The organism is Acinetobacter sp. 778_lipA, assembly GCF_058242985.1.
Window position 1 is genome coordinate 1154660 of sequence record NZ_JBZAYT010000001.1, and the last position, 23302, is coordinate 1177961.

25 protein-coding genes and 1 pseudogene are annotated in these 23302 nt (G+C 38.9%); 13 read left to right on the forward strand and 13 right to left on the reverse strand.

What is annotated here, in order from left to right; genetic code table 11:
• Positions 1-88: 88 nt before the first annotated feature.
• The 6 genes from AC4CUY_RS05365 to AC4CUY_RS05390 all read left to right on the forward strand — a co-directional run bounded on the left by AC4CUY_RS05365 (position 89) and on the right by AC4CUY_RS05390 (position 10419).
• Positions 89-3361 carry a LysM peptidoglycan-binding domain-containing protein gene (locus tag AC4CUY_RS05365; protein WP_490773769.1) on the forward strand — a complete coding sequence of 1091 codons (3273 nt, stop codon included), beginning with the start codon at positions 89-91 and terminating at the stop codon, positions 3359-3361.
• Positions 3362-3433: 72 nt separating this feature from the next.
• A complete protein-coding gene (locus AC4CUY_RS05370; RefSeq protein WP_490773770.1) occupies positions 3434-5293 on the forward strand; it encodes an extracellular solute-binding protein in 1860 nt (619 codons plus the stop codon).
• Positions 5294-5389: 96 nt separating this feature from the next.
• Positions 5390-6460 (forward strand): microcin C ABC transporter permease YejB, encoded by a 1071-nt coding sequence (locus AC4CUY_RS05375; protein ID WP_490773771.1) that lies wholly within the window; start codon positions 5390-5392, stop codon positions 6458-6460.
• Positions 6460-7476, forward strand: a complete 1017-nt coding sequence (locus tag AC4CUY_RS05380; RefSeq protein ID WP_336953905.1) for an ABC transporter permease — start codon at positions 6460-6462, stop codon at positions 7474-7476. The genes AC4CUY_RS05375 and AC4CUY_RS05380 overlap by 1 nt, the downstream gene beginning before the upstream one ends.
• On the forward strand, positions 7448-9043 hold the full coding sequence (locus tag AC4CUY_RS05385) for a dipeptide ABC transporter ATP-binding protein (protein WP_483770132.1): 1596 nt from the start codon (positions 7448-7450) through the stop codon (positions 9041-9043). The genes AC4CUY_RS05380 and AC4CUY_RS05385 overlap by 29 nt, the downstream gene beginning before the upstream one ends.
• Positions 9044-9174: 131 nt before the next feature.
• The gene (locus tag AC4CUY_RS05390) at positions 9175-10419 is read left to right on the forward strand and encodes an NADH:flavin oxidoreductase/NADH oxidase family protein (RefSeq protein ID WP_336953903.1); all 1245 of its coding nucleotides are present in this window, start codon (positions 9175-9177) and stop codon (positions 10417-10419) included.
• A 69-nt stretch (positions 10420-10488) separates the two neighbouring features.
• On the opposite strand, the pseudogene AC4CUY_RS05395 reads toward AC4CUY_RS05390, so the two are convergent.
• The 4 genes and pseudogenes from AC4CUY_RS05395 to map all read right to left on the reverse strand — a co-directional run.
• Positions 10489-10602: pseudogene (locus tag AC4CUY_RS05395) on the reverse strand (glutathione S-transferase); the annotation flags it as partial.
• Between the two features lie 268 nt (positions 10603-10870).
• Complete coding sequence (locus tag AC4CUY_RS05400; RefSeq protein WP_336953902.1) at positions 10871-12097, reverse strand: MFS transporter; 1227 nt, start codon at positions 12095-12097, stop codon at positions 10871-10873.
• A gap of 129 nt (positions 12098-12226) precedes the next feature.
• Complete coding sequence (locus AC4CUY_RS05405) at positions 12227-13276, reverse strand: OmpW/AlkL family protein (protein ID WP_490773772.1); 1050 nt, start codon at positions 13274-13276, stop codon at positions 12227-12229.
• A 329-nt stretch (positions 13277-13605) separates the two neighbouring features.
• Positions 13606-14433, reverse strand: coding sequence for a type I methionyl aminopeptidase (gene map / locus AC4CUY_RS05410; protein WP_336953900.1), 828 nt, complete (start codon positions 14431-14433; stop codon positions 13606-13608).
• Positions 14434-14652: 219 nt separating this feature from the next.
• On the opposite strand from map, the gene rpsB reads away from it, so the two are divergent.
• From rpsB to AC4CUY_RS05440, 6 genes are all read left to right on the forward strand, one after another.
• Complete coding sequence (rpsB, locus tag AC4CUY_RS05415) at positions 14653-15405, forward strand: 30S ribosomal protein S2 (protein ID WP_004722027.1); 753 nt, start codon at positions 14653-14655, stop codon at positions 15403-15405.
• A 139-nt stretch (positions 15406-15544) separates the two neighbouring features.
• A complete protein-coding gene (gene tsf, locus AC4CUY_RS05420) occupies positions 15545-16420 on the forward strand; it encodes a translation elongation factor Ts (RefSeq protein WP_004722025.1) in 876 nt (291 codons plus the stop codon).
• A 157-nt stretch (positions 16421-16577) separates the two neighbouring features.
• On the forward strand, positions 16578-17138 hold the full coding sequence (locus AC4CUY_RS05425; protein WP_419328157.1) for a DUF3465 domain-containing protein: 561 nt from the start codon (positions 16578-16580) through the stop codon (positions 17136-17138).
• A gap of 136 nt (positions 17139-17274) precedes the next feature.
• On the forward strand, positions 17275-18096 hold the full coding sequence (locus tag AC4CUY_RS05430; protein ID WP_490773773.1) for an AraC family transcriptional regulator: 822 nt from the start codon (positions 17275-17277) through the stop codon (positions 18094-18096).
• A 122-nt stretch (positions 18097-18218) separates the two neighbouring features.
• On the forward strand, positions 18219-18965 hold the full coding sequence (locus AC4CUY_RS05435) for an AzlC family ABC transporter permease (RefSeq protein ID WP_336953898.1): 747 nt from the start codon (positions 18219-18221) through the stop codon (positions 18963-18965).
• Positions 18962-19276 (forward strand): AzlD domain-containing protein, encoded by a 315-nt coding sequence (locus AC4CUY_RS05440; protein WP_004820009.1) that lies wholly within the window; start codon positions 18962-18964, stop codon positions 19274-19276. The genes AC4CUY_RS05435 and AC4CUY_RS05440 overlap by 4 nt, the downstream gene beginning before the upstream one ends.
• Positions 19277-19326: 50 nt before the next feature.
• Here AC4CUY_RS05440 and AC4CUY_RS05445 read toward each other — a convergent pair whose 3' ends face one another.
• Positions 19327-19779 (reverse strand): Mpo1 family 2-hydroxy fatty acid dioxygenase, encoded by a 453-nt coding sequence (locus tag AC4CUY_RS05445; RefSeq protein ID WP_244015433.1) that lies wholly within the window; start codon positions 19777-19779, stop codon positions 19327-19329.
• A gap of 173 nt (positions 19780-19952) precedes the next feature.
• Here AC4CUY_RS05445 and AC4CUY_RS05450 point away from each other — a divergent pair, with 173 nt between their 5' ends.
• Positions 19953-21092 carry a tyrosine-type recombinase/integrase gene (locus tag AC4CUY_RS05450; RefSeq protein ID WP_490773774.1) on the forward strand — a complete coding sequence of 380 codons (1140 nt, stop codon included), beginning with the start codon at positions 19953-19955 and terminating at the stop codon, positions 21090-21092.
• Here AC4CUY_RS05450 and AC4CUY_RS05455 read toward each other — a convergent pair.
• The 8 genes from AC4CUY_RS05455 to AC4CUY_RS05490 form a co-directional block, all read right to left on the reverse strand.
• The gene (locus AC4CUY_RS05455) at positions 21076-21351 is read right to left on the reverse strand and encodes a pyocin activator PrtN family protein (RefSeq protein WP_244015435.1); all 276 of its coding nucleotides are present in this window, start codon (positions 21349-21351) and stop codon (positions 21076-21078) included. The two genes, AC4CUY_RS05450 and AC4CUY_RS05455, sit on opposite strands and share 17 nt — an antisense overlap.
• Positions 21352-21597 carry a hypothetical protein gene (locus tag AC4CUY_RS05460; RefSeq protein ID WP_490773775.1) on the reverse strand — a complete coding sequence of 82 codons (246 nt, stop codon included), beginning with the start codon at positions 21595-21597 and terminating at the stop codon, positions 21352-21354.
• Positions 21597-21803 (reverse strand): DUF551 domain-containing protein, encoded by a 207-nt coding sequence (locus tag AC4CUY_RS05465; RefSeq protein WP_490773776.1) that lies wholly within the window; start codon positions 21801-21803, stop codon positions 21597-21599. The genes AC4CUY_RS05460 and AC4CUY_RS05465 overlap by 1 nt, the downstream gene beginning before the upstream one ends.
• A complete protein-coding gene (locus AC4CUY_RS05470; protein WP_490773777.1) occupies positions 21800-22009 on the reverse strand; it encodes a hypothetical protein in 210 nt (69 codons plus the stop codon). Before AC4CUY_RS05470 ends, AC4CUY_RS05465 begins: the two co-directional genes overlap by 4 nt.
• On the reverse strand, positions 21993-22238 hold the full coding sequence (locus tag AC4CUY_RS05475; RefSeq protein WP_490773778.1) for a hypothetical protein: 246 nt from the start codon (positions 22236-22238) through the stop codon (positions 21993-21995). Before AC4CUY_RS05475 ends, AC4CUY_RS05470 begins: the two co-directional genes overlap by 17 nt.
• Positions 22231-22653: a hypothetical protein gene (locus tag AC4CUY_RS05480; RefSeq protein WP_490773779.1), complete on the reverse strand. Its 423-nt coding sequence runs from the start codon at positions 22651-22653 to the stop codon at positions 22231-22233. Before AC4CUY_RS05480 ends, AC4CUY_RS05475 begins: the two co-directional genes overlap by 8 nt.
• A gap of 91 nt (positions 22654-22744) precedes the next feature.
• Positions 22745-22942 carry a hypothetical protein gene (locus AC4CUY_RS05485; RefSeq protein ID WP_314339393.1) on the reverse strand — a complete coding sequence of 66 codons (198 nt, stop codon included), beginning with the start codon at positions 22940-22942 and terminating at the stop codon, positions 22745-22747.
• Positions 22942-23268: a phiTE_072 family protein gene (locus AC4CUY_RS05490; RefSeq protein ID WP_314339358.1), complete on the reverse strand. Its 327-nt coding sequence runs from the start codon at positions 23266-23268 to the stop codon at positions 22942-22944. Before AC4CUY_RS05490 ends, AC4CUY_RS05485 begins: the two co-directional genes overlap by 1 nt.
• Positions 23269-23302 lie beyond the last annotated feature (34 nt).

Genomic DNA, 23302 nt, shown 5'->3' on the forward strand with positions numbered 1-23302 from the left:
TCGCATTCAAAATTTGCCTTGTAAGCGCGTTTAGCTCTACTAAAATGGCAATGATAAAATAATTTACTAAATGTTGTTCGGAACTCTTATGTTTAAACCTACCACAATGGTGTGGCAACCTACTGCGACTGTTTTCTTTAAATTATCATTATTAACATCTGCATTCGCAGCATTAGGGTTGACTGCAGGGTGTTCTTCAACGTCGACAACATCAAAAGTTCAAACATCAAAGTCAGCAGGTATGTTGGATGCCAGCAGTTTGGACTCTCTAGAAGATTTACTTTCTGCAACAGATATTCGTGCAGTAGAGGGCGATCGCCTGCTGATTTTAAAACACGGTGACGTATGGAAGCGGATGTCAGTCGGTTTTAAAATGGATGAAAATCATTGGGATCCTCGTATTGATGCGCAAAGGAGCTGGTTTGTTTCCCGCCAACCCTATATTGACCGTTTAAGCGCACGCGCATCACGCTATCTTTATCATACGGTGAAAGAGGCTGAACGTCGTGGTTTACCTACTGAATTAGCATTGTTACCGATTATTGAAAGTTCTTATGATCCAGCAGCAACCAGTAGTGCAGCAGCAGCAGGGATGTGGCAATTTATCCCAAGCACAGGAAAAATCTACGGTCTAAGACAAACCAGTTTATATGACGGGCGCCGTGATGTAGTTGAATCAACACGTGCTGCTTATGAGTTTTTAGGTAGTTTATACAATCAATTTGGCTCTTGGGAATTGGCTTTGGCCGCATATAACGCAGGTCCAGGGCGGATCCAGCAAGCAATTAACCGTAACCAAGCTGCGGGTTTACCAACAGATTATTGGTCATTGAGATTACCACAAGAAACCATGAACTATGTACCACGCTTTTTAGCAGTGGCGCAGATTATTAAAAGCCCATCTAAATATGGGGTGAGCTTACCACCGATTGCCAATCGTCCGCACTTTAGAGAAGTTGCGGTGCCACCAGGCGTACAACTCAATCAAATTGCTTCAATTACCAATTTAAGTCGTGCTGAATTATACGCGTTAAACCCTGGTCATCGTGGTGAAGTGGTTGACCCATCAAGTACCTTGCGTATTTTGATTCCTGCGGATCTTAGTCCGACGATTGATGCAAAATTAAGAGGGTTAAAACCGGGTTCTGATAGTGGGTTATGGGCAAGTAATACTGCTCCAACCACAGCTACACGAACTTTAACGCCTACAGCGGTAACCTCGACAGTCACTCAATCGATTACTCCAAGTAAAGCAACGCCACCTGCTTTAACAACAGCAAAAACCACAACCACAGGCTCATTGAGCACACTCAAAAATACACCACAAGGCTCGAATGCATTAGCGCAATTTGCTGCCAATGCTGATATTCCTAGTGCGCCACGTATTCCTGTTGCTGTGACAAATGCAGCCAATGTTAAACCTGTTGCAGCGGAACCTCCAATTTCTGCACATGAAAAAGCACAAATCCTTGCCGCAGTAAAAGCTGAAGGTGAAAAAGAAACGGTCAAGCAAGTTTTAGAACCTCAAGCCACTCAAGCTGAAAAAGAAGAAGTGGTCAAAGAGATTAAGGCGATTGCTCCACAAGGGACAGAAGTACTTGATCCATATGATGGTAAAATTAAACTGACTGCAATTCAAACCAGTCAATCTGTTGCAGAGGTTCAAGGTAAAGAAAATACGGTTGGATTCTCATATCCTAAAGGTTTAGCAGATACCACACCTGCAAACTCGGAAGAAGCCAAACTGAATCAGGATAAGAACTTTAAGAAAACTGAAACTGAAGTTGTGGTTGAACCACCAAGAGGTAAACGCAGTACTTATACCGTTTTGGCAGGGGATACTTTAGCAACGATTGCTTTAAAGAATGGCGTAAATTGGCGCGATATTGCCAAATGGAACCAAGTTGATCCAAATGGAACTTTATTTGTTGGGGCGACTTTGTATTTATATGATGCCAAACCACAAATTGATACCCCTGTGGTTTCTCGCAAAACCACGGATTCCGCTCCTACCAATTACGTGGTTAAACCAAATGACAGTTTAACCAGTGTGGCAAATCAGTTTGATTTATCTGTCTCACAATTGGCAAATTATAATAATCTGAATAGTAACAGTAATTTATTTGTCGGTCAGAAATTAAAGCTTAAAGATGCTTCAGATGATAAATTATCTGAAATCAATAAAGCAGTTGTTCGTGCGGATACCTCTAAGCCTGTTGCAAAAATCAAAACCAAGGCTTATGCAGTTAAACGTGGCGAATATCTTAAAGTGATTGCCGATCGTTATGCTTTATCCGTACATGAACTCGCTGATTTGACTCCAGGTCTAGATACCTCAAGTAGCTTATTTGTGGGGCAAAAGATCAATGTGCCACTCAGTGAAGTCAATGAGCCAGAAGCTAAACTTGACTCTAAAGTGATTGATCAAAGTAAGTTTAAGAATGTAAAAGCTGAAACAACCTATAAAACTGAGAATTATAAAGTTCAAAGTGGCGATAGCTTATCCAGTATTGCGGTTCAGTCTAAATTAAGCTTGGCAGAATTAGCTGAATTAAACAAAATTTCGACATCTAAAAACTTGCTTGTGGGTCAAATCATTAAGATCCCTGTTGGAACAACAACACCAGAAACCTATACAGTGCAATCTGGTGATAGCCTGATAGCGCTGGCAAATAAATATAATTTGCAAGTTAACCAAATTGCCGATTTAAATGGTTTAAAGAGTACATCTGGTTTATTTGTTGGGCAGAAATTGAAGTTGACTGGCACGCCTGAAAGCAGCAGTAAAGACAAAACACAAGCGAGAAATGAATCGAAATCAGAAGGCGCTAGTAAAGATATCCATGTGGTCAAATCAGGTGAAACACTGGCAAGCGTTGCAAAAAAATATAAACTGCAGTTGTCTTATTTAAGTGAATTAAATGGTTTGTCGCGTAATCAGGCTTTGGATATTGGACAACGCTTAAAGCTTGATGGGGAATTACCCAGTAAATCCACACTATCTAAAGAAAAAGAAGACCTAAAGGCGACTGCGAAAGCAACAGCTAAAGCTTCGAGTAAGAATACTGAAAGCTATGCGGTGAAGTCTGGTGAGTCGTTAAATGCGATTGCAAACCGTGTTGGTATGTCAGTTCAAGAACTGGCTGAATTGAATGATCTGAGCCCACGTGCGGGTTTACAACGTGGTCAATCTATTCGTATTCCTAAAACAGTGACTGAATACAAAGTGAAAAGTGGTGATTCATTGATTCGTTTAGCCAGCAAGTTTGGGATTGATACCAGTGCACTTGCTGAGATGAATGAAATAAAACCAAACGCGTCATTACGCATTGGCAGCATAATTAAAGTTCCGAATCTTTAAGCGCCATTTTATTGGAGCAACGTTTAAAGCATAACATTTCAAAAAATTTTTTGAATAAAGGAAAATAGGGGAATGCGCCTAAGTTTTGCATGTGTCAGCCCGATCGGGCTGGCATTGGGATTATATGTTGCAAGCTTAAATGTTGATGCTGCTCTACAGACAACAGCATATATTGCTGTACATAATGCTCCACAGTATGACAAAGCTCAGGCGATGCCTTATGCCAATAGCAATGCACCCAAAGGTGGCTATATCAGTACAGCGAGTATAGGCACCTTTGATAATCTCAACAGTATGAATGGCAAAGGCAGTTCAACTGAAGGGATTAATTATCTATTTGATAGCTTAATGGATAGCTCACTGGATGAGCCGGGTGTGTTATATCCGCTTCTCGCTGAAAAAGTCACTTATGATCCTGTTAAAACCAAATTTGTTATTTTCCATTTAAATCCTAAAGCCCGCTTTAGTGATGGTTCACCTGTCACGGCTGAGGATGTTAAATTTAGTTTTGATACCATTCAAAGTAAAGCCAATCTAGGCTTTCAAATGTATTTGTCTGATTTAGCCAAGACTGAGGTATTGTCTAAATACCAAGTGAAAATGACATTTAAATCAGACCACAATGCAGACATGCCCTTTATTTTGGCAAAAATTGCGATTTATTCAAAAGCAGATTGGAAAAATAAAGACTATAGCAAAGTGACCTTGCAACCGATTTTAGGATCGGGGCCTTATCTGATTGAACATATTGATTCTGGGCGCAGTATTAGCTATAAGCGCAATCCAAATTATTGGGCAAAGGACTTAGCCATCAATCGTGGTCGTTATAACTTTGATCGCATGAAATATGTTTATTATCGAAGCCCTGAAATCGCTTTTGAAGGGTTTAAATCTGGACAATATCGCTTTTATCAAGAAAAAAATGCCCGTAACTGGGTCACTGAATATAATTTTCCTGCGGTAAAACAAGGTTTGGTGAAAAAATATATTTCTAAGATTGAAACACCAGCGCTCACGCAAAGTTTGGTTTTTAATACCCGAAAGGCGCCATTCAATGATCTCAATTTTCGCCAAGCATTAACCTATGCTTATGATTTTGAATGGATCAACAAAGCATTGTTATATGGTCAAAATATTCGCTTGCAAAGCCACTTTCAAAACAGTGAGCTCGCTGCGACTGGAAAACCAAGCGCGAAAGAACTTGCAATTTTAACGCCTTATTTAAAGCAATTGCCCGCATTACAACGGCAAGGTGTATTGGCAGATTGGAAATACCCAGTTTCAGATGCCAGTGGTTTTAACCGACAGAATTTATTGATTGCACGTTCGATGCTATTAAAGGCGGGTTATCGTTTTCACAATGGACTATTGGTGGATAGACAAGGTCGCCCCATTCAAATTGAATTTCTGATTCATCAAGATGGTGCACTACGGACTTTGTTGCCTTATATTCGTAATTTAAAAAAACTTGGGATTCAGGCAAATATTCGTCAAGTCGATTTACCACAATATACAGAGCGTATGCGCCGTTTAGATTTTCAGATGACCGCTATCGATATGCCGCAATCATTAACACCGGGTGCTGAACAGGCACAGATGTGGGGCATTAAAGCTGCCGATGAAGTGGGCAATTACAATTATGCGGGGGTCAAAAGCCCAGTGGTCGATCAGCTGATTCAACAGATTATTTATGCACCAAACCGTGAACAATTGGTACTTCGTACCCGAGCACTGGATCGGGTATTACGTGCAGGCTATTATCAAATTCTGACTTATGGCAATGATAAAAACTGGTATGCTTATTGGAATATGTATCAGCAACCCAAAGTTAAACCAAAATTATCCCTCGGTTTAGAGTATTGGTGGGTAGATGCAGATCAAGCGAAAAAAGTAGAGCAATATTTAAAAAATCGAGCATTTAAAAAAGCATAATTTTAAATCTTCATGGTTAAAACATCAGTGGCTCAACGTGAGTGATGTTTAAATTGACATATCTACCCTCATGAGGTCATAAGGAACATCGTTTCAATGGGCACATATATACTCAAAAGGCTGTTACTGATCATCCCGACATTGTTCTTTGTTCTCTTGATCAATTTTGTTGTGGTTCAAATTGCACCTGGTGGGCCTGTTGAACAAGCGATTCAACAAGCAGAAAACTTCCAAGGGGTCAATATGACTGCTGGAGGTCTATCATCTTCGGTAAATAACCATGAGTATCGTGGTGCACAGGGCTTAAGCGAAGATATGGTCGATAAAATCAAACAGCAATATGGCTTTGATCGACCTGCACATGAACGATTCTGGTTGATGTTAAAAAACTATTTAGCTTTAGATTTTGGCACGAGTTTTTTTAAAGATAAACCGGTGACTGAACTGTTATGGGAAAAAATGCCAGTCACCATTTCCTTGGGTGCGTGGAGTACTTTTTTAATTTATTTAATCTCAATTCCTTTAGGGATTAAAAAAGCCAAACAACATGGCTTATTTTTTGATAAATCAACTTCATTACTTTTGGCTGTGGGCTATGCCGTTCCCGCTTTTGTATTTGCAATATTGTTGATCGTTTTTTTTGCTGGTGGTTCTTATTTACAATGGTTTCCTTTACAAGGTTTTGTTTCGGACAACTTTAACAGCCTCAATCTATTTGAAAAAATAGCAGATTATTTTTGGCACATGGCTTTACCTTTGTTGGCCATGGTGCTGGGTGGATTTGCGAGTTTAACCTATCTGACAAAATATTCATTTATGGAAGAGCTCAATAAGCAGTATGTGCTTGCAGCACGAGCAAAAGGCTTAACTGAAAATGACGTGTTATATAAACATGTGTTTCGCAATGCATTGTTGGTGATTGTTGCCGGTTTGCCTGAAGTATTGGTTGGGGTGTTTTTTGTTGGAAATCTACTGATTGAAATTATTTTTAACTTGGATGGCTTAGGCTTGCTGGGTTTTGAAGCCGTGCAACAACGTGATTATCCTGTGATTTTTGGTGCTTTGTTCTTTCTAACCTTATTTGGGCTGATTTTACGTTTAATCTGTGATGTGGTTTATCGTGTGATTGATCCGCGAATTGATTTTGAATCGAGAGGTGCAAAATAATGTCACTGGTCATGCAAGCACGAATACAGAAATTTAAGAATAATCGCTTGGGTTTTGTCTGTTTCATTGTATTTATCGTTTTATTTATCCTTTCAATTTCTGCCGAATTTATTGCCAATGATAAGCCCTTATTGGTCAAATACGATCAGCATTATTACATGCCAGTTTTAAAGGCTTATCCTGAAACACATTTTGGAGGGGTCTTTGAAACAGAAGCCGATTATCGTGATCCGGTGGTTCAGCAGTTGATTGAGGAAAAAGGCTGGTCGATTTGGCCACTGGTTCGTTATTCCTTCCAAACTCCCAATTTGGATTTAGCCGTTCCTGTTCCATCACCACCCAGCGCACAAAACTGGTTAGGTACAGATGATCAAGGGCGTGATGTATTTACCCGTATTCTTTATGGTCTACGCATATCACTGTTGTTTGGTTTGGCATTGACACTATTTGCTGCATTTATTGGAATTATTGTTGGCGCGATACAGGGCTATTATGGCGGATGGGTAGATTTAATTGGGCAACGTCTGCTTGAAGTTTGGGGTGGTTTGCCGACTTTATTTATGGTGATCATCTTGGTCAGTATATTTACCCCGAGTGTCTATTGGCTATTTCTGATTATGTTGATTTTTGGCTGGACAGAGTTGGTCGGTATAGTGCGCGCTGAGTTTCTTCGTGCCCGTCATTTAGATTATGTTCAAGCAGCACGTGCATTAGGGGTGAGTGATTTGATGATTATGTTCCGACATATCTTGCCCAATGTGATCAGTTCAAGTTTATCTCAACTTCCATTTATGCTGACTGCAAATATCACCGCACTTACTGCATTGGATTTTTTAGGTTATGGGCTTCCACCAGATGCAGCCTCCCTCGGTGAATTATTACTACAAGGTAAAAATAATTTAAATGCGCCGTGGCTGGCTTTATCCGGATTTTTTACTTTGGCCTTGGTGCTATCTTTATTGATTTATATTGGGGAGGCGACACGCGATGCATTCGATCCAAGACGTCAAAAATGATCAATCTTTGTTGTTGTCTGTCCAACATCTGCATATTGAAAATGAGCGTAAAGAGGTGCTGGTCAATAATCTTAACTTTGACCTACATGTTGGGGAAACTGTTGCGATTGTCGGGGAGAGTGGTTCAGGCAAATCAATTAGTGGTTTGGCGTTACTTGGCTTGCTTCCTGAAAATTTAACTGTGACTGGGCAAGCGTTATATGATGAGCAAAATCTATTGTCTCTTAATCAAAATGCGCAGTTGGCGATCCGTGGTAAAAAAATTGCCATGATTTTTCAAGAACCGATGACTGCACTCAACCCACTACATAAAGTTGAGCGGATTATTGGTGAGACTTTACTTTTAGATGGGATGTCCAAGGAAAAAGTCAGAAAGCGTGTCTATGATTTATTATGTGATGTCGGGATGGAAGAACCTGAGGATAAGTTGAATCGTTATCCACATGAGTTATCAGGTGGTCAAAGACAGCGTGTTTTGATTGCATCAGTTTTGGCCCAAAAGCCTGAAATTATTATAGCGGATGAACCCACAACAGCCTTAGATGTTACATTGCAATCGCAAGTTTTAAACTTATTACAACTGCTTATTCTAAACCATAAAATGGCGATGATTTTAGTCAGCCATGACTTGAATTTGGTGCGTAAATATTCCAATCAAGTGATTGTGATGAATCAGGGACAGGTTGAAGAAAAAGGCACAGTTCGAAATATTTTTCAAAACCCTAAAACCAGCTATACCCAATATTTATTGGATCATGATTTTGGTGAAGCCAATGCTTTACCACATAAACGTAACTTAGTTTTATCTCTGCATCGTGTTGGGGTTAAATTTCCAATAAGAAAGGGGATATTTAATCGAGTTAAAGATTATTTTGTTGCCGTTGAACCGATCAATTTACGTTTAGATCGAGCTGAGTCCATTGGCATTGTTGGAGAAAGTGGTTCTGGTAAAACCTCTTTGGCGTTGGCAATCGCACGACTTAAACAATGCTCGGGTAATGTTTTCCTACTCAATCAAGACTTGAACAGGTTGAGCCAGCGTAAATTACGTCCACTTCGATCCAATTTTCAGATTGTATTCCAAGATCCGTTAAGCAGCTTAAATCCACGTATGACTGTTGACCAGATTATTCGAGAGGGCTTAACACTACAACGTCTAAAAGAAGCTGAAATGCTGATTCGTATCAATGAAATTTTAGATAAAGTAGATCTCCCGATAACAGTTAAACAGCGTTATCCACATGAGTTGTCTGGCGGTCAACGGCAACGTGTGGCTTTAGCGCGTGCTGTGGTATTACGCCCTAAATTATTGATTCTCGATGAACCAACCTCAGCACTTGACCGGACCACGCAGCGTGCGATTGTAAAATTACTGCGTCAGTTACAACAGGATTATCAGATGAGTTATTTATTTATTAGTCATGATTTACAGGTTGTAAAAGCACTTTGTCAGAAAGTTCTGGTATTAAAAGATGCTAAAGTTATCGAATTTCATGACACTCAAGCCTTATTTGATAAACCTTTAAATGACTATACCAAGCGATTAATTGCCGCGAGTCAGTATTAACGCTGTATAGATGGTCTAGTTTAAAAAATATTCACATTAACAAAGTTGACAAAATGCATTGTCAGATTTACGCTTGAACTATTATAAATTTAAATTAGAGTAAAAGCTCTAATCACTAAAGAGATTTGACCATGAGCCATCTTGCACAAGCATTAGAAATAAAAAACACACCATTTAAAAACCGAATTATTAAAGGTGCGATGAGTGAAGCATTGGCCAACCATGCAGGGCAACCGAACCAATTGCATTTAGGTTTATATGATGCTTGGGGGAAAGGCGGCTTGGGTTGTGCCATTACGGGGAATGTGATGGTTGATTTCCGTGCTAAGAATGAGCCGGGTGTTGTTGTAGTTGAAACTGAACGTGATCTTGCCAAACTGACTGAATGGGCAAATGTGGGTAAAAAGCACGGGATGGTACAACTGATTCAGTTATCACATCCAGGTCGTCAGTGTCCAAAAGGGCTCAATAAAGAAACTGTTGCGCCTTCAGCAGTGCCTTTTAGTCCAATGTTGGCGACGACATTTGGTACACCACGTGCACTTAATGAAGCAGAAATTTTGGATATCATTCAACGATTTGCTGAAGCTGCGCGGATCTGTGAAAAAGCAGGATTTGAAGGTGTACAATTACATGGTGCACATGGTTATTTGATCAGTCAATTTCTTTCACCATTGACCAATAAACGTCAAGATCAATGGGGTGGTTCGATTGAAAACCGTATGCGTTTCTTATTAGAAATTTATGCTGCAGTGCGTGCTAAAACCTCAGAAAACTTTATTATTTCAGTCAAACTGAACTCTGCAGATTTCCAGCGTGGCGGAATCACAGAAGAAGAAGTGGTTCAAGTATTTAAAGCCATTGATACAGCAGGGATCGATCTGATTGAGATTTCTGGTGGTACCTATGAAGCACCGGCAATGGCAGGCGCAAAAGCGGATAAACGTAAGCAAAGTACGATTGCACGTGAAGCATATTTCTTGGATTTTGCAGAAAAAATTCGTAAAGAAGTCAAATGTCATCTTATGGTGACAGGTGGTTTCCGTACAGCGCAAGGAATGAATGCGGCTTTAGACAGTGGTGCGTGTGAATTTATTGGGATTGCACGTCCTCTTGCGGTAGAACCTGAAGTCAGCAACAACTTGATTGCTGGTCAGGATGTTCGATATGCAGTAGAACAAATCAAAACTGGTATCCCTTTTGTTGATAAAATGGCAATCATGGAAATTCTGTGGTATGCCGCTCAGTTTAAAGCAATTGGTGAAGGGAAGAAGCCAAATCCTAAGCTTTCTCCACTCAAGGTTTTCTTTAATTATGCAAAAAATAATATCAAAGCAGTGATTCAAGGACGAGTAAACTCGCGAAAATCAGCCTAATAAAGATTGGGAGAAGCGTAGTCGCGACTTAAAAAATTGATTTTAAGGTTGCTATTGGTCTGCTTTAGATCAATACGATTTAAATGTGTCAGCAGACCATTGTCCTTTCACTAAAGCCGTTTGAAAGGCGGGTCTGCTTTCTATTTGCAGAAGATAGCGCTGAATTTCAGTGAACTTTTGATATCTTGGGTGAGGTTCAAAACAGGCTTTGTTTCAACAAGGTCTAAATTAAAAAATGTTGAACTGCTTATTATTACAAAACAAAGCCCTAAAAGCAGCTAGGGCTTTGACAGAAAGCAATTAATCTAGCTATTGGACAATGGGTTAATGCGCACAAAAAGCCATATTAAAATATTCAAATAATTCAGGCGTATTTAACCACAGCATACTTGACAGCCCGAACAGAATAACAATAACCAACCAGATACTGAGCTTGAGCCACGAGAATGAATTAGTCATTAACCACAGCCTCTTCATTGACAAAGAAATGCACAATAACGCCGACTACACACAAGGCAATTGAGCATCCCCAAATGATGTTGTAGTTACCCGTTATATCATGATTTAAACCGCCTAGCCATCCACCAAAAAATGAACCGATTTGGTGAGTGAAAAACACTAGGCCGCTTAGCATGGTTAAGTATTTCACACCAAACATATTGGCCACAATGCCATTGGTTAGGGGTACAGTCGAAAGCCATAAAATCCCCATAACGATACCAAAGGCGTAAACAGTCCAAATACTCAATGGCAGCATCAGAAACGCAACAATCGCAACGCCACGTAAACCATATAAACCCATAAGCAGATGCGGTTTGGAATACTTACCACCAAGCCAACCTGCGGTATAGGTTCCGATAATATTAAATAGACCAACCAATGCAAGAAAGATCGTTCCAGTGGATGCATCAAAACCATGATCAATCAAATAACCGGGTAGGTGAATGCCTAAAAAAACCACTTGGAATCCACACACCGAGAAACCAAAGGCTAACCATAAAAAAGGTTTATGCTGAAAGGCAATTTTAAGAATCTGTTTAAAGCTTAAATTGGGTTTTATCGCTTGTTTAATTGCATTTGGCGGTACATACATAGGCGCTTTAAGCATCCATGCCAATGGGACAATCAGCACGATGAGTATTGCTGTAATGACTAGCGCAGATGACCAACCAAAGTTCTTAATGAGAAGTAGAGTGGTGGGCAACATAATGAATTGCCCAAATGAACCTGCCGCACTGGCTATACCCATTGCCATACTACGCTTGCTTGGATGCGCTGCTCGTCCTACGGCTGAAAGTAATACCGAGAATGATGTTGCAGAGAGGGCTAAGCCGATAATTAAGCCGACACTGATATCTAGTAACAGCACATTTGAACTGATAGACATTAACAATAGACCAATGGTGTAGAGCACCCCGCCTATTGCAACAATCTTTTTACTGCCATATCTGTCTGCAAGCGCACCAGTAAAAGGTTGTACTGCACCCCAGAATAGATTTTGTATGGCAATGGCTAAACTAAAAACCTGATGACTCCAACCAAACTCATGGCTCATGGGTACAAGATAAAGCCCAAAACCGTGACGTACACCTAAAGAGAGTGCCAAGATAAAAGCACTACCGATGAGCATATAAATGAGTGGTTTAGAGAAACGTGTGTCGTCGTATAGTGCTGACATAAGCTATCCATTGAATCATCATGCGAGAATTGTAGATGATTCAATGGGACTTCGCGATAGAATAAAAATTTATCAATCGATAAATTTCAGTGATCAGTCAGCATATGTTAACGAAAATAAATTTAATTTTTAGAAGCGATAACCCACACCGACATAAGTAATCAGAGGATCAATATCAATTTTGGTTTTGGCTGTAACAAGTTGTTTGTTGGTATTTGAGTCTGAAATGGTAATGGTCGCATCACTACTCATTGGTGCATAAGTGACAGAGCCTACTCCAAACCAGCGATCATTAAAATCATAGGTTGCACCCAGTGTGGCCATAGGTGCCCAAGCATCATCTGCTTCTACTTTAACTACAGGATTTGCAGATGATTTTTTGCCATCTAATGCTGCTCCAGCCTGTCCATCTAATACGTTCTGGATCATGTGACCTGCTGCAATCAGATCGTCTTTTGCGCCATTATCGACTTTTAGGTGAGTAAAATGTGCATACATGACACCTACACCCACATAAGGCCGAAGTTTATTCACACCAGATTTACCAAATTGATAATGTAGTTCTGCCGCTGGCAACCATGCAGTTGCAGATGCTGCTTTTGAATGTTTTGTTAAATCAGTAATCGCAATATCTTTTTTTAAGTCAATACTGCCAAGTGGTGTAGAATCTTTACCGGTCAATGGTGCATAGATTTGACCTTCGCCTTCAATCTCAACTTTAGGTGGAACACCTGCTTTAAACTCTAATGAAAGATTATCAGTGAAGTAGTAGTTTCCCATCAGGCCAAAAGTATCCACATCTTTTGCTGTTAGACCAGTACCTTCAGAGGTCCAACTGGATAGACCATTGACTGTGGCTGTGCCCGTTAAAGCGCCAGGAATTGTGTCACCCAAAAGGCCGATTGCACCATAAAGAAAAGGATTGGATTCTTTAACTGCTGCGTCTAAAACTGCCTTTTTAGAAATATCACCTACTTTAGATTGTGTTCCTTCTGCAACGGCAGTATTCACTTTGATCGGATTAGCGTTACCCTGTGGCATTGCATGTAGCCAACCTGCTGAAACAGAAAAGCGTTTAAACCCATCACCATCTTTAAGACTAAAATAAGGTGAATCTGCATGCGCCATCATCGGTAAAGTCATGCATGAGGTCATGATGCAAAGTAATGGTTTTTTCATAGGTTTGGACTCCATGTCCGTAATTGATACTAATTTTTATGCGTTTTTATTATTAGAAGTTTTTGCTGTTAATTAATGTAGTCTTTACAAAGGCTTTTTTTAAGTGAATGTTCTTTTTTTAATGTTTTATTTATCATAAGTTTATATATGTAATATAACTGTAATCATATTGTCATGATATTACATGCTAAAAATAAGTCACGATCTCGGTTAAAAACAATGATAAAACATTGACTTGGCAGAAAAGGAAAAATTCAAGTTATAACAAAAGGTCATATGAACATGACCTTTTGTTAAGCAGTATAAGTCATTTTAGTCAATGACTTTCATTATTTTTGAAAACGAGATAGATCTTCTTCAGGGCGCGCGGTTAAAACTTCTACACCGTCTTTGGTCACCAGCAGGGTATGTTCGTATTGAGCTGAAAGACTATGGTCTTTGGTCACCACCGTCCATTTATCACCCATTAAACGTGTTTGCCAAACACCCGCATTTACCATTGGCTCAATGGTAAAGGTCATACCTTCTTCTAAAACCATGCCTGAATTAGGTTGACCATAGTGAAGGACTTGTGGTTCATCATGGAATACGGTACCAATACCGTGACCACAATATTCACGCACTACACTAAAGCGTTCTGATTCAACATATTTTTGAATCGCCGCACCAATATCACCAATGGTTGAACCCGGTTTCACGGTTTCCATACCACGGTACATTGCTTCTTGAGCAACTTTACACAAACGTTCAGCAATAATCGATGTTTCACCACCAACCACATACATCATATTGGTATCACCGTGATAACCATCCTTAATCACAGTGACATCAATATTGAGAATATCGCCTTTCTTTAAAATTTTATTTGCAGATGGAATACCGTGACATACCACATGATTTACAGAGGTACAAATCACATGTTGGAATGCAGGGCGACCAGGCGCAGCGCCATAACCTAAACATGCAGGTATAGCGTCTTGTTTGTTGACAATATAGTCATGACAAATCGTATCCAATTCAAGTGTACTGACACCTGGTTTGATATGCGGTTTGATCATATCCAAAACTTCTGCAGCCAATCGACCTGCAACACGCATTTTTTCAATTTCATCTGCGGTTTTGATTAATCGACGTGGCGCTTCGTAAGTACTGTTCATGATCTTTAAAAACTTTTGGAAATTTGTATGTGACTATGGTATAAATAGCCGCCCAATTTATCAAATGCTTTCTGTGACTTTCTTTGTGAATGGTTTATGGAAATATTGATAAGGGTAATTTAAAAATCCGCACATATGTCGTCACATTACTCTGGGTGCCTGAAAGGGTGGAGAATGCGGACATATGGAGGCCTAACCCAAACTTTTAAGGTAAAGAAAATGGCAGATTACAACGTAAGCATGCGCGACCTTCTTCAAGCTGGCGCGCACTTTGGTCACCAAACTCGCTTCTGGAACCCAAAAATGCGTCAATACATTTTTGGTGCGCGTAACCGTATTCACATCATCAACCTTGAACATACTGTTCCTGCGTTAAATGATGCTTTGAATTTTGTTAACAATCTAGCAAGCAAAAAGAACAAAGTATTGTTCGTTGGTACAAAACGTGCTGCTTCTAACATCATTCGTGAACAAGCTCAACGCGCTGGTCAGCCTTATGTTGATCACCGTTGGTTGGGTGGTATGTTGACTAACTGGAAAACTCTTCGTCAGTCAATCAACCGTTTGAAAGATCTTCAAACTCAATCACAAGATGGTACTTTTGCTAAACTGACTAAACGTGAAGCATTAGAACGCGCTCGTGAAATGGAAAAACTTGAACGCTCTTTAGGCGGTGTTAAGAACATGGGTGGTTTACCTGACGCATTGTTCATCATCGACGTTGATCACGAAGCAATCGCGATTAAAGAAGCTAAAAACCTTGGTATTCCAGTAATCGGTATCGTTGATACAAACTCTAACCCAGATAACGTAGATTTCGTTATTCCTGGTAATGACGATGCGATCCGTGCTGTTACACTTTATGCTTCTGCAATGGCTGATGCAATTCTTGCTGGTAAAGAATACGCTCAAACTCAAGCGAATGCTCAAGCTAAAGGCGAAGAAGCTGCGAAAGAAGCTCCTGAGGCTTAATGCGTTTTGACGCAAGCTTGTCATTTTTGTGATTTAAAATGATGACAAATTGAGCGTCGAGAAAGCAAAGCGGCCCAGAGGAACCTTTGGGCCGTTTTTGTTGAACAGATTCATATTCTACCGTATTTAGGAGAACAACATGACTGCAGTTACTGCGAGCATGGTAAAAGAATTACGTGACCGTACTGGTCTTGCAATGATGGAATGCAAAAAAGCATTAACAGAAGCAGACGGTGACATCGAATTAGCGATTGATAATCTTCGTAAATCAGGTCAAGCAAAAGCAGCTAAAAAAGCTGGTAACATTGCTGCTGATGGCGCGATCACAATTGCTCAAGAAGGTAATAAAGCAATTCTTTTAGAAGTAAACTGTCAAACTGACTTCGTTGCGAAAGACGAAAACTTTGCTGGTTTCTCTGCGAAAGTTGCTGCTGCTGCACTTGCTGCTGGTGTAACTGATGCTGCTCAAATTGCTGAATTGAAACTTGAAGATGGTTCAACTGTTGAAGAAGCTCGTATTGCGCTTGTTCAAAAAATCGGTGAAAACATCCAAGTTCGTCGTGCTGCAATTGTTGAAGGTGAAAACCTTGCAGTTTACAAACACGGTTTAAAAATCGGTGTTGTTGTTTCTTACACAGGTTCTGCTGAAACTGGTAAAGGTATTGCAATGCACGTTGCTGCGTTCAACCCAGTTGCTGTAACTGCTGAAGATGTTTCTGCTGATCTTATCGCGAAAGAGAAAGAAATTGCTGAAGCTAAAGCGATTGAATCTGGTAAGCCAGCGAACATCGTTGAAAAAATGGTGACTGGTTCAGTTGAAAAATACTTGAACGAAGTTGTTCTTGAGCGTCAACAATACGTAATCGACAACGACAAAAAAGTTGCTGAAGTATTGAAAGCGACTGCAACAACTGTAGCTCAATTCGTTCGCTTCGAAGTAGGTGAAGGTATTGAGAAGAAAGCTGAAATGAGCTTTGCAGAAGAAGTTGCTGCTGCTCAAGCGGCTGCTAAATAATTTTTACTCACTGAGTATAATTATTGAAAACCCCTCCTTAGAGGGGTTTTTTTTGTCTGTAATTTAATTGAAGTAGATTCAGAAGAATTAATTCATACATATCTAAAAGATTATTCTTTTATAATTCCACAATGAACATTGATTAGACTCAAACTTTATGGCAAATAAAACTCAACTTGGTATTGGTGCTGTAATCGCAGTGATCGTCGCAGCTTATCTAGGCGTTGATCTTAATCAACAAAAAAATCAAGCAACTGAATCCTCTAAAGTTGAATCGATCGATCAGCAAAACAATCATTCACAAGACAATACACAGCATGTGAATGAGCAAAGTAAAGATAACCAATTTAAAGATAAGCCGTCTGCCAATAGTCAAAATCAAAATGGTCTTGAGGTTATTCGAAAAGCCTACGATGCAAAACTCAGTAATGTTCAAGTACAATCGATTGGTCGAGTAAAAGCCGTCTTGCGTGATGATAATGAAGGTTCACGTCATCAAAAATTTATTCTTGCACTGGATAATGGCTTAACTGTACTGGTTGCGCATAATATTGATTTAGCACCCCGTATCGATAATTTACGCAAAGGTGATACTGTCGAATTTTTTGGCGAATATGAATATAGTAATCAAGGTGGTGTAATGCATTGGACACACCATGATCCAAAACGTCGTCATCAAGATGGTTGGCTAAAACATAATGGAAAAACCTATCAGTAATCTATTGGTTATTCTCTTATGTGCACAAAAGATCTTTGTATTTTCCATGTCTAATCGTATAGATAGCAATTTTGTTCTATACGCTTTTTATAAACCTGCTATTTTTAAAATATTATCTAAAGTCTGAATAGAAAAAATGCAGGAGTGGGCAAGCTATTTTCACCTAAAAGAATTGGGTGGATTAGAGTTGTTAAAAGCACAGTATCACCATAAGCAATTTTCAAAGCATGCGCATGAAGGTTATTGTATTGGTGTGATTGAAGATGGTGCACAGAGTTTTTATCGGACTGGGCAGTTACATACAGCACCGAAGGGCGACATTATTTTAGTCAATGCTGATGAAATTCATACAGGTTCATCTGCTGTCGAGTCAGGCTGGAAATATCGTGCAATTTATCCAACGCCAGAAATGTTGTTAGATGCAGGGCAAGATTTTTTTAGTGTTAAAAATAGCGTACCGTGGTTCCCACAAGCAGTTGTGCAAGATGTTGGATTGGCACAGCAACTCTGTTTACTTTTTGATTTATTAGAACAAAAAGAAAATACTTTACTGAAAGAGAGTATGTATTTATCCACTTTAGCCCGCTTAATCAGTCGTTATGGTCGTGCCAAATTAACACCTGCTGAATTACCAGAAGCACAACGGAAAGTTGAAATAGTCAAAGATTTATTAAGCAGTTTTCCTGAGCATGATTATTCGCTCACTGATTTGGCGACATATGTAGGATTAAGCCCTTGGCATTTTTTACGTGAATTTAAAAAATATACGGGCTTACCGCCGCATAGCTGGTTGGTTCAAGTCCGTTTACAGAAAGCGCGCCAATTATTAAAACAAGGGCAGAGTATCGCAATGACTGCTCAAAATAGTGGTTTTTCAGATCAAAGTCATTTTAATCGTCATTTTAAAAAAGCAGTCGGGGTTACACCTTCTCAATATTTAAGCACATTAAATATTTAATAAATGTATTTGGGAATAGTCATTTAAACGTTCTACAGTCCCTCACCAAATAGCAATTTCATCCAAGCGATCACTGATCATTTATAAGATACTGCTTAAATTCTTAGATTTGGATTTTGCAAATGAGTGATCAATTTGAATCTTATACTGCCGACATTGAGCCGAAGTCTATGCAAAATAAAAAGGCTTTTTTCCAAGGTGTGGTGGATATTTTACCTTTATCTATTGCCGTACTGCCTTGGGGTATTCTGGCTGGATCAATGGCAATCAATGCTGGATTAAGCTTTGCACAAGCGTTCTCAATGTCCGCTGTTGTATTTGCAGGTGCAGCACAGTTGGTAAGTTTAGGTTTAGTCATGTCACATGCATCTGCCTTGACGATTATGATTACGGTATTTTTCTTAACAAGTCAGCATTTAATTTATGCGCTTAATTTTCGTCAAGATGTCAGTCGTTTTCCGTTTAAGCAACGCATATTAATTGGCTTCTTGCTGACAGATGAACTGTTTGCTGTCGGTATTGGCAAAGATAAACAACGCAACTTTGCTTATCTGTTTGGTGCTGGGCTATGTTTTTATTTGGCTTGGTGTCTATTTAGTGTATTGGGAATTGTACTGGCTAAATCAATTCCAAATTTAGAAAGCTTACATTTAGATTTTTCAATTGTTGCGGTATTTATTTTGATTATTGTGCCTATGGTGAAAAGTAGCGCAACTTTAGTGGGCGTCATATTTACCTTAGTATCTGCCTGTATTTTTAAATATTTTCAATTTGAAGCGGGCATTGTGCTATCTGGGATTTTGGGAATGTTTAGTGCGATGTGTACGGCAAAAATCGTCGGAGTAACAAACATAGGAGCACCAAAATGACATGGACTTTATTGTTAACTTTGGCAGGCATTGTATTGATTAACCGTTACTTTTTTTTAGAACCTAAAATCGCCCTGAAATTACCTCGTGTGATTGGAAATATGTTGCAGTATTCAGCGCCATGTTTGCTGACCGCTATTTGTGCCCCAATTGTATTTTTTAATGGAGATCAATTGCGTGCATTGCCTTTGGATGCCTATTTTTTAACAGCAATGATCTGTGTTGTTTTAGCACTTATTTCTAAGAAAATTCTAGTCAATTTAGCTTTAAGTTTATTGTGCTTTTACGGGTTATTTTATCTGTTAAATTGAAGAAAATGGAGGGAAAAGCCGAATTGAATTTTCCCTCTGGTTTATTTGCGCTAAAAAGCCAGTTTCTGGCGTGTTTTCCATTTGGGTAGTACTTTACCAAGATAGGCATCCATGCACCATACGGGGCCAATGAGGAGGAATTGAAGGTCTTTAAAGAAAGAAGGCTTTTTACCTTCGACTTTGTGACCATAAAATTGACCAATCCAAGCCAGAATAAATACCCCAATATAGAAACCAACACCGACTGGGAGTAAGTAAATGATCCATGCCATGACTGCAATTAATGCGGTCATTGCTACAGCAAGAACAATATCTAAACGGGCATAGAAAACGAGGGTTAGAACTAGAAGTAGTGCCGTAAGCAAAGCACTAAAATGTGCAAGAATCCCAATGATGGCAAATAAAATCGCGGGAACACAAGCCCAATGGATGGCTTTATTGGTTTTGTTTTGATGACTTTCGCTATATTCATCGAACCATTCGGTGATTGATTTTCTTAACATTCTTCATATCTCCATATAATCAATAACTTGGTATTTTTTACTTAAAATTCATATTCTTGTTAAAATTTTTCAATATTCATTAATACGCATTAACATGTATTAATAACTATTAATATGTATCTATTTACGCCATAATTTTACACCTTAAAGAAAAAACTTTAAAAGGCGTAAATGTGGGCACTATTTCTCAAAGAAAATTGACAGATGGCACTATTCGCTATCGAGCTGAAATTCGTATAAATAAACAAGGTGTAATTTATAAAGAATCCAAAACATTTGCAACAATGCGAACAGCTTCAAATTGGCTCAAAAAAAGAGAGGCTGAAATACAAGATAATCCTGAAATCATAAAAGGTAAAGTTGAAGCAAGTAAATTTACAATTGGGGATTTAATCAACAAGTATCTGATTGAGGTGGGGGATCAGTACTCGATAACCACAATAAGATCATTGCGTGTTTTATTAAAGCTTCCGATTAGTAAAATTAGTTCTGATAAATTTGGTGCAATGAATATCACTGAACATGTTAAAGCTAGAAAAATAGGATATCCAAAATTAGGCTTAAACCCCGTTTCCCCATCAACCATATTAAATGAATTACAGCATTTAAAGTCAGTACTTAATCATGCGAGATTATTGTGGGGTGCTGATATTAAATATACTGAAGTAATTGACGGTATGTTGCAGTTAAGAAAAACAAGACAAATCAATAGAGGTAATACGAGAGATAGATTGTATGAGAGAGCAGAATTAGAAAAACTTTTAAAATTCTTTACATCAACATGGAACCGTGGAAGATCTGTATACCCAATGCATCTACTTATGATATTTGCAATATTTTCATGTAGAAGACAGGCTGAAATCACTAGACTTGAGGTTTCAGATTACAACAGAGAACATAGGGTTTTTCTAGTTAGGGATCTTAAAAACCCAAATGGATCTAAAGGTAATCACAAAGAATTCATTGTTTCTGTTGAGCTGGAAAAACTAATTGATCTTGCATTAAGCCCGAAATATAGAAACAGAATGATTCTGTCTGAGTGTGAATCTAAGTATTTGTTCCCTTTGCGTGCTGGGTCTATTTCTACTGAATTTAATGAGACTTGCGCATTATTGGGAATTGAAGATTTACGCTTTCATGACCTGCGTCATGAGGGCGCAACCCGATTAGCTGAAAAGGGTATGACTATTCCTCAAATACAACAGTATACCCTTCATACCACATGGTCCAGTTTGCAGCGATATGTATCATTAAAAATTAGAAGAAATGTTATGACGTTTGAGGAGATGCTACATCTCATCGGTGAAATGTAGCATAGTCTTTGGCTGCTGTTTGATGCTCTTTATCAAGAGCATCAGCCAAATCTTTGAGATTTACAAAATATGGTGCTGTACGGCTTTTTTGATCAATCTTAAAAACAGGGAATGGAAATTCATTATCATTTGCCATTTTGTTAATTGTGGCTCTTTTCAATGCCGGGTAGTACTCTTCAGCCACATCCATGAGCTTTATGACTATTGATCTATGTTTCAAGAACAAATAATCATAAGTAGAAAATTCTAGAGCACCCATTCAACCTTCCTCCTTCACTTCAGAACGAATCACATCCTTGCCAAACTTAAAATCGGCAGTTATGTTTTTCTTCCCATCATCTGTCCAGTTAAAAAATTCCATCTGCCCATTTTCCAGTCCCATGAGCTCATGATTTGCTTTTAAGAATTCCAAACTAACAGCAAACTCTTTTAAACAATCTCCAATTCGATCGGTTGGGACTTTTAAGAAATCTGAAAGAGTTTTGATTTCATAAGTTTTAGTCATCAACCTTCCTCCTTTTCTTCTGTCGGCGGTTCGGGAATATACATCCAGTGAGTAATGAAAGTTCCATCATCACAATCATTAATCCAGTGTCGAGTCCCATCAACAGATAGTTCAAATGTGCCATAATGAGTGTTTTTGCTGTCATCTACCATCAATATATCTTCATGAGGATTAGGTATTTGAGTTTTGATATTTATCCAATTCACGCCACTTCTCCCAAACTCTTAACCACTTCACTAGGTAAACCATTCACTTCATTGATTACGATGAAATTCACAACAATGTGGTATAAATCATCAACTTGCTTTTTGCTTAATTTCAAAGTTGTTTCATCACCACTAATTACAAAGGGTGCTAACTGATCAGTGATTTCATGAGCTGTTTCAAGGATTTCTTCAGTTTGAATTGTCATGCTCAGGCTCCTTATGCTCAGTCACAATACCCACACCACAGAAAGGGCAAAAATTCAAAGCAACTCGATTTTTCTTAAATCGACCTGCGACAATTTCAAGACGAGAGGATTTTCGATCACTTGTTGTCATGACGTTCGCTTCAATATCACCGTAATGATGGGTAGTTACTTCTTTTAAAGATTCACACATATTTAACCAGTTGCCATTGTTCACGCATTTCTTAGTCATGACTTTGCTCCTGTGCTTCGAATTTCGTGCTTTCTGGATCTACTCCTAATTTTTCACAAATTCTATGGGCTACAGTGGAACCTACATTAAGCATTCGCACTACATGCACCCAATTTGTATTTGTTTTTAAAACCTTGGATGAGTTAAGTGATCTAGTTAAAAGGTCTATTAACTCGTATTGAACAAAACGACCTTTTTCTAGCTCCAAAACAAACCCTTCAGGGGGGGCTTTGGCTGCCTTCCAACCCAAAAAACGATCATTAATTTTTATGGCGTTGTCACAGATTTTCTTTTCTCTTACAAGTGGTACATATTTAAATTGCCACTGGACCCACATAACATTTTCAAACATCGATTTTGTACAGATTCCACTTGCTTCGAAATTTCTTCTTTCTAGATCAAGATCAATACTCATTCTATTTTCCATCTCATCACCTATGTGCAAAACCTTGCGCAAAATCCTATTTGTTTGATGATAATGCGCAGATTTTTGCTTGAATTTGTTGTTAAGCTACTTCTTCAATAGCGTCTTTTAATTGCTGTTTTTGCACTGGAAGCAAGGTTATTTGACCTTGAGTCAAATCCTCTACAAGCTTTGTGAAATAACCAATTGCATTACCAAGAGTGGTTTCGTCAGCTTGTGCTGGACGACGAATTAGAGTTTCTACAGCCTCAAGCAGAATTCGTTTTTCGTGTATTTCCATCACGCCACCTTCATATCTTTAAAATGCTTACAGACATTTTGGATGATTTTAAAAAGCCATTTTTCTTCACGTTGAGTTGTATGTCTTGAAGTGGCAGTAAAGACTTGAACCAAATGCTCAAGACACCCGCGCTCAATCCAAAGATCAACAAAATAATCTTCAATGCGATCAAAACCACAACTGCCACGGTACCCTGTCCATGCACAATCCCAACAACGTATCGTTACTTGAAATGCCTGCTTCCCATACCAAACTATGAATACATCAATTGGGTCTACACCATTGCTAGCAGGGATGTGGTGAGTACGAACTTCTTGAATTTCCATCACAACCACCACGCCATTGTTGAGTAAAGTTTTA

What these genes read in the sequence shown, in the direction of transcription:
- AC4CUY_RS05365 (WP_490773769.1), top strand. Translation starts at nt 89, where the DNA reads ATGTTTAAACCTACCACAATGGTGTGGCAACCTACTGCGACTGTTTTC.
- AC4CUY_RS05370 (WP_490773770.1), top strand. Translation starts at nt 3,434, where the DNA reads ATGCGCCTAAGTTTTGCATGTGTCAGCCCGATCGGGCTGGCATTGGGA.
- AC4CUY_RS05375 (WP_490773771.1), top strand. Translation starts at nt 5,390, where the DNA reads ATGGGCACATATATACTCAAAAGGCTGTTACTGATCATCCCGACATTG.
- AC4CUY_RS05380 (WP_336953905.1), top strand. Translation starts at nt 6,460, where the DNA reads ATGTCACTGGTCATGCAAGCACGAATACAGAAATTTAAGAATAATCGC.
- AC4CUY_RS05385 (WP_483770132.1), top strand. Translation starts at nt 7,448, where the DNA reads ATGCATTCGATCCAAGACGTCAAAAATGATCAATCTTTGTTGTTGTCT.
- AC4CUY_RS05390 (WP_336953903.1), top strand. Translation starts at nt 9,175, where the DNA reads ATGAGCCATCTTGCACAAGCATTAGAAATAAAAAACACACCATTTAAA.
- AC4CUY_RS05400 (WP_336953902.1), bottom strand. Translation starts at nt 12,097, where the DNA reads ATGTCAGCACTATACGACGACACACGTTTCTCTAAACCACTCATTTAT.
- AC4CUY_RS05405 (WP_490773772.1), bottom strand. Translation starts at nt 13,276, where the DNA reads ATGAAAAAACCATTACTTTGCATCATGACCTCATGCATGACTTTACCG.
- map (WP_336953900.1), bottom strand. Translation starts at nt 14,433, where the DNA reads ATGAACAGTACTTACGAAGCGCCACGTCGATTAATCAAAACCGCAGAT.
- rpsB (WP_004722027.1), top strand. Translation starts at nt 14,653, where the DNA reads ATGGCAGATTACAACGTAAGCATGCGCGACCTTCTTCAAGCTGGCGCG.
- tsf (WP_004722025.1), top strand. Translation starts at nt 15,545, where the DNA reads ATGACTGCAGTTACTGCGAGCATGGTAAAAGAATTACGTGACCGTACT.
- AC4CUY_RS05425 (WP_419328157.1), top strand. Translation starts at nt 16,578, where the DNA reads ATGGCAAATAAAACTCAACTTGGTATTGGTGCTGTAATCGCAGTGATC.
- AC4CUY_RS05430 (WP_490773773.1), top strand. Translation starts at nt 17,275, where the DNA reads ATGCAGGAGTGGGCAAGCTATTTTCACCTAAAAGAATTGGGTGGATTA.
- AC4CUY_RS05435 (WP_336953898.1), top strand. Translation starts at nt 18,219, where the DNA reads ATGAGTGATCAATTTGAATCTTATACTGCCGACATTGAGCCGAAGTCT.
- AC4CUY_RS05440 (WP_004820009.1), top strand. Translation starts at nt 18,962, where the DNA reads ATGACATGGACTTTATTGTTAACTTTGGCAGGCATTGTATTGATTAAC.
- AC4CUY_RS05445 (WP_244015433.1), bottom strand. Translation starts at nt 19,779, where the DNA reads ATGTTAAGAAAATCAATCACCGAATGGTTCGATGAATATAGCGAAAGT.
- AC4CUY_RS05455 (WP_244015435.1), bottom strand. Translation starts at nt 21,351, where the DNA reads ATGGGTGCTCTAGAATTTTCTACTTATGATTATTTGTTCTTGAAACAT.
- AC4CUY_RS05460 (WP_490773775.1), bottom strand. Translation starts at nt 21,597, where the DNA reads ATGACTAAAACTTATGAAATCAAAACTCTTTCAGATTTCTTAAAAGTC.
- AC4CUY_RS05470 (WP_490773777.1), bottom strand. Translation starts at nt 22,009, where the DNA reads ATGACAATTCAAACTGAAGAAATCCTTGAAACAGCTCATGAAATCACT.
- AC4CUY_RS05475 (WP_490773778.1), bottom strand. Translation starts at nt 22,238, where the DNA reads ATGACTAAGAAATGCGTGAACAATGGCAACTGGTTAAATATGTGTGAA.
- AC4CUY_RS05480 (WP_490773779.1), bottom strand. Translation starts at nt 22,653, where the DNA reads ATGAGTATTGATCTTGATCTAGAAAGAAGAAATTTCGAAGCAAGTGGA.
- AC4CUY_RS05485 (WP_314339393.1), bottom strand. Translation starts at nt 22,942, where the DNA reads ATGGAAATACACGAAAAACGAATTCTGCTTGAGGCTGTAGAAACTCTA.
- AC4CUY_RS05490 (WP_314339358.1), bottom strand. Translation starts at nt 23,268, where the DNA reads ATGGAAATTCAAGAAGTTCGTACTCACCACATCCCTGCTAGCAATGGT.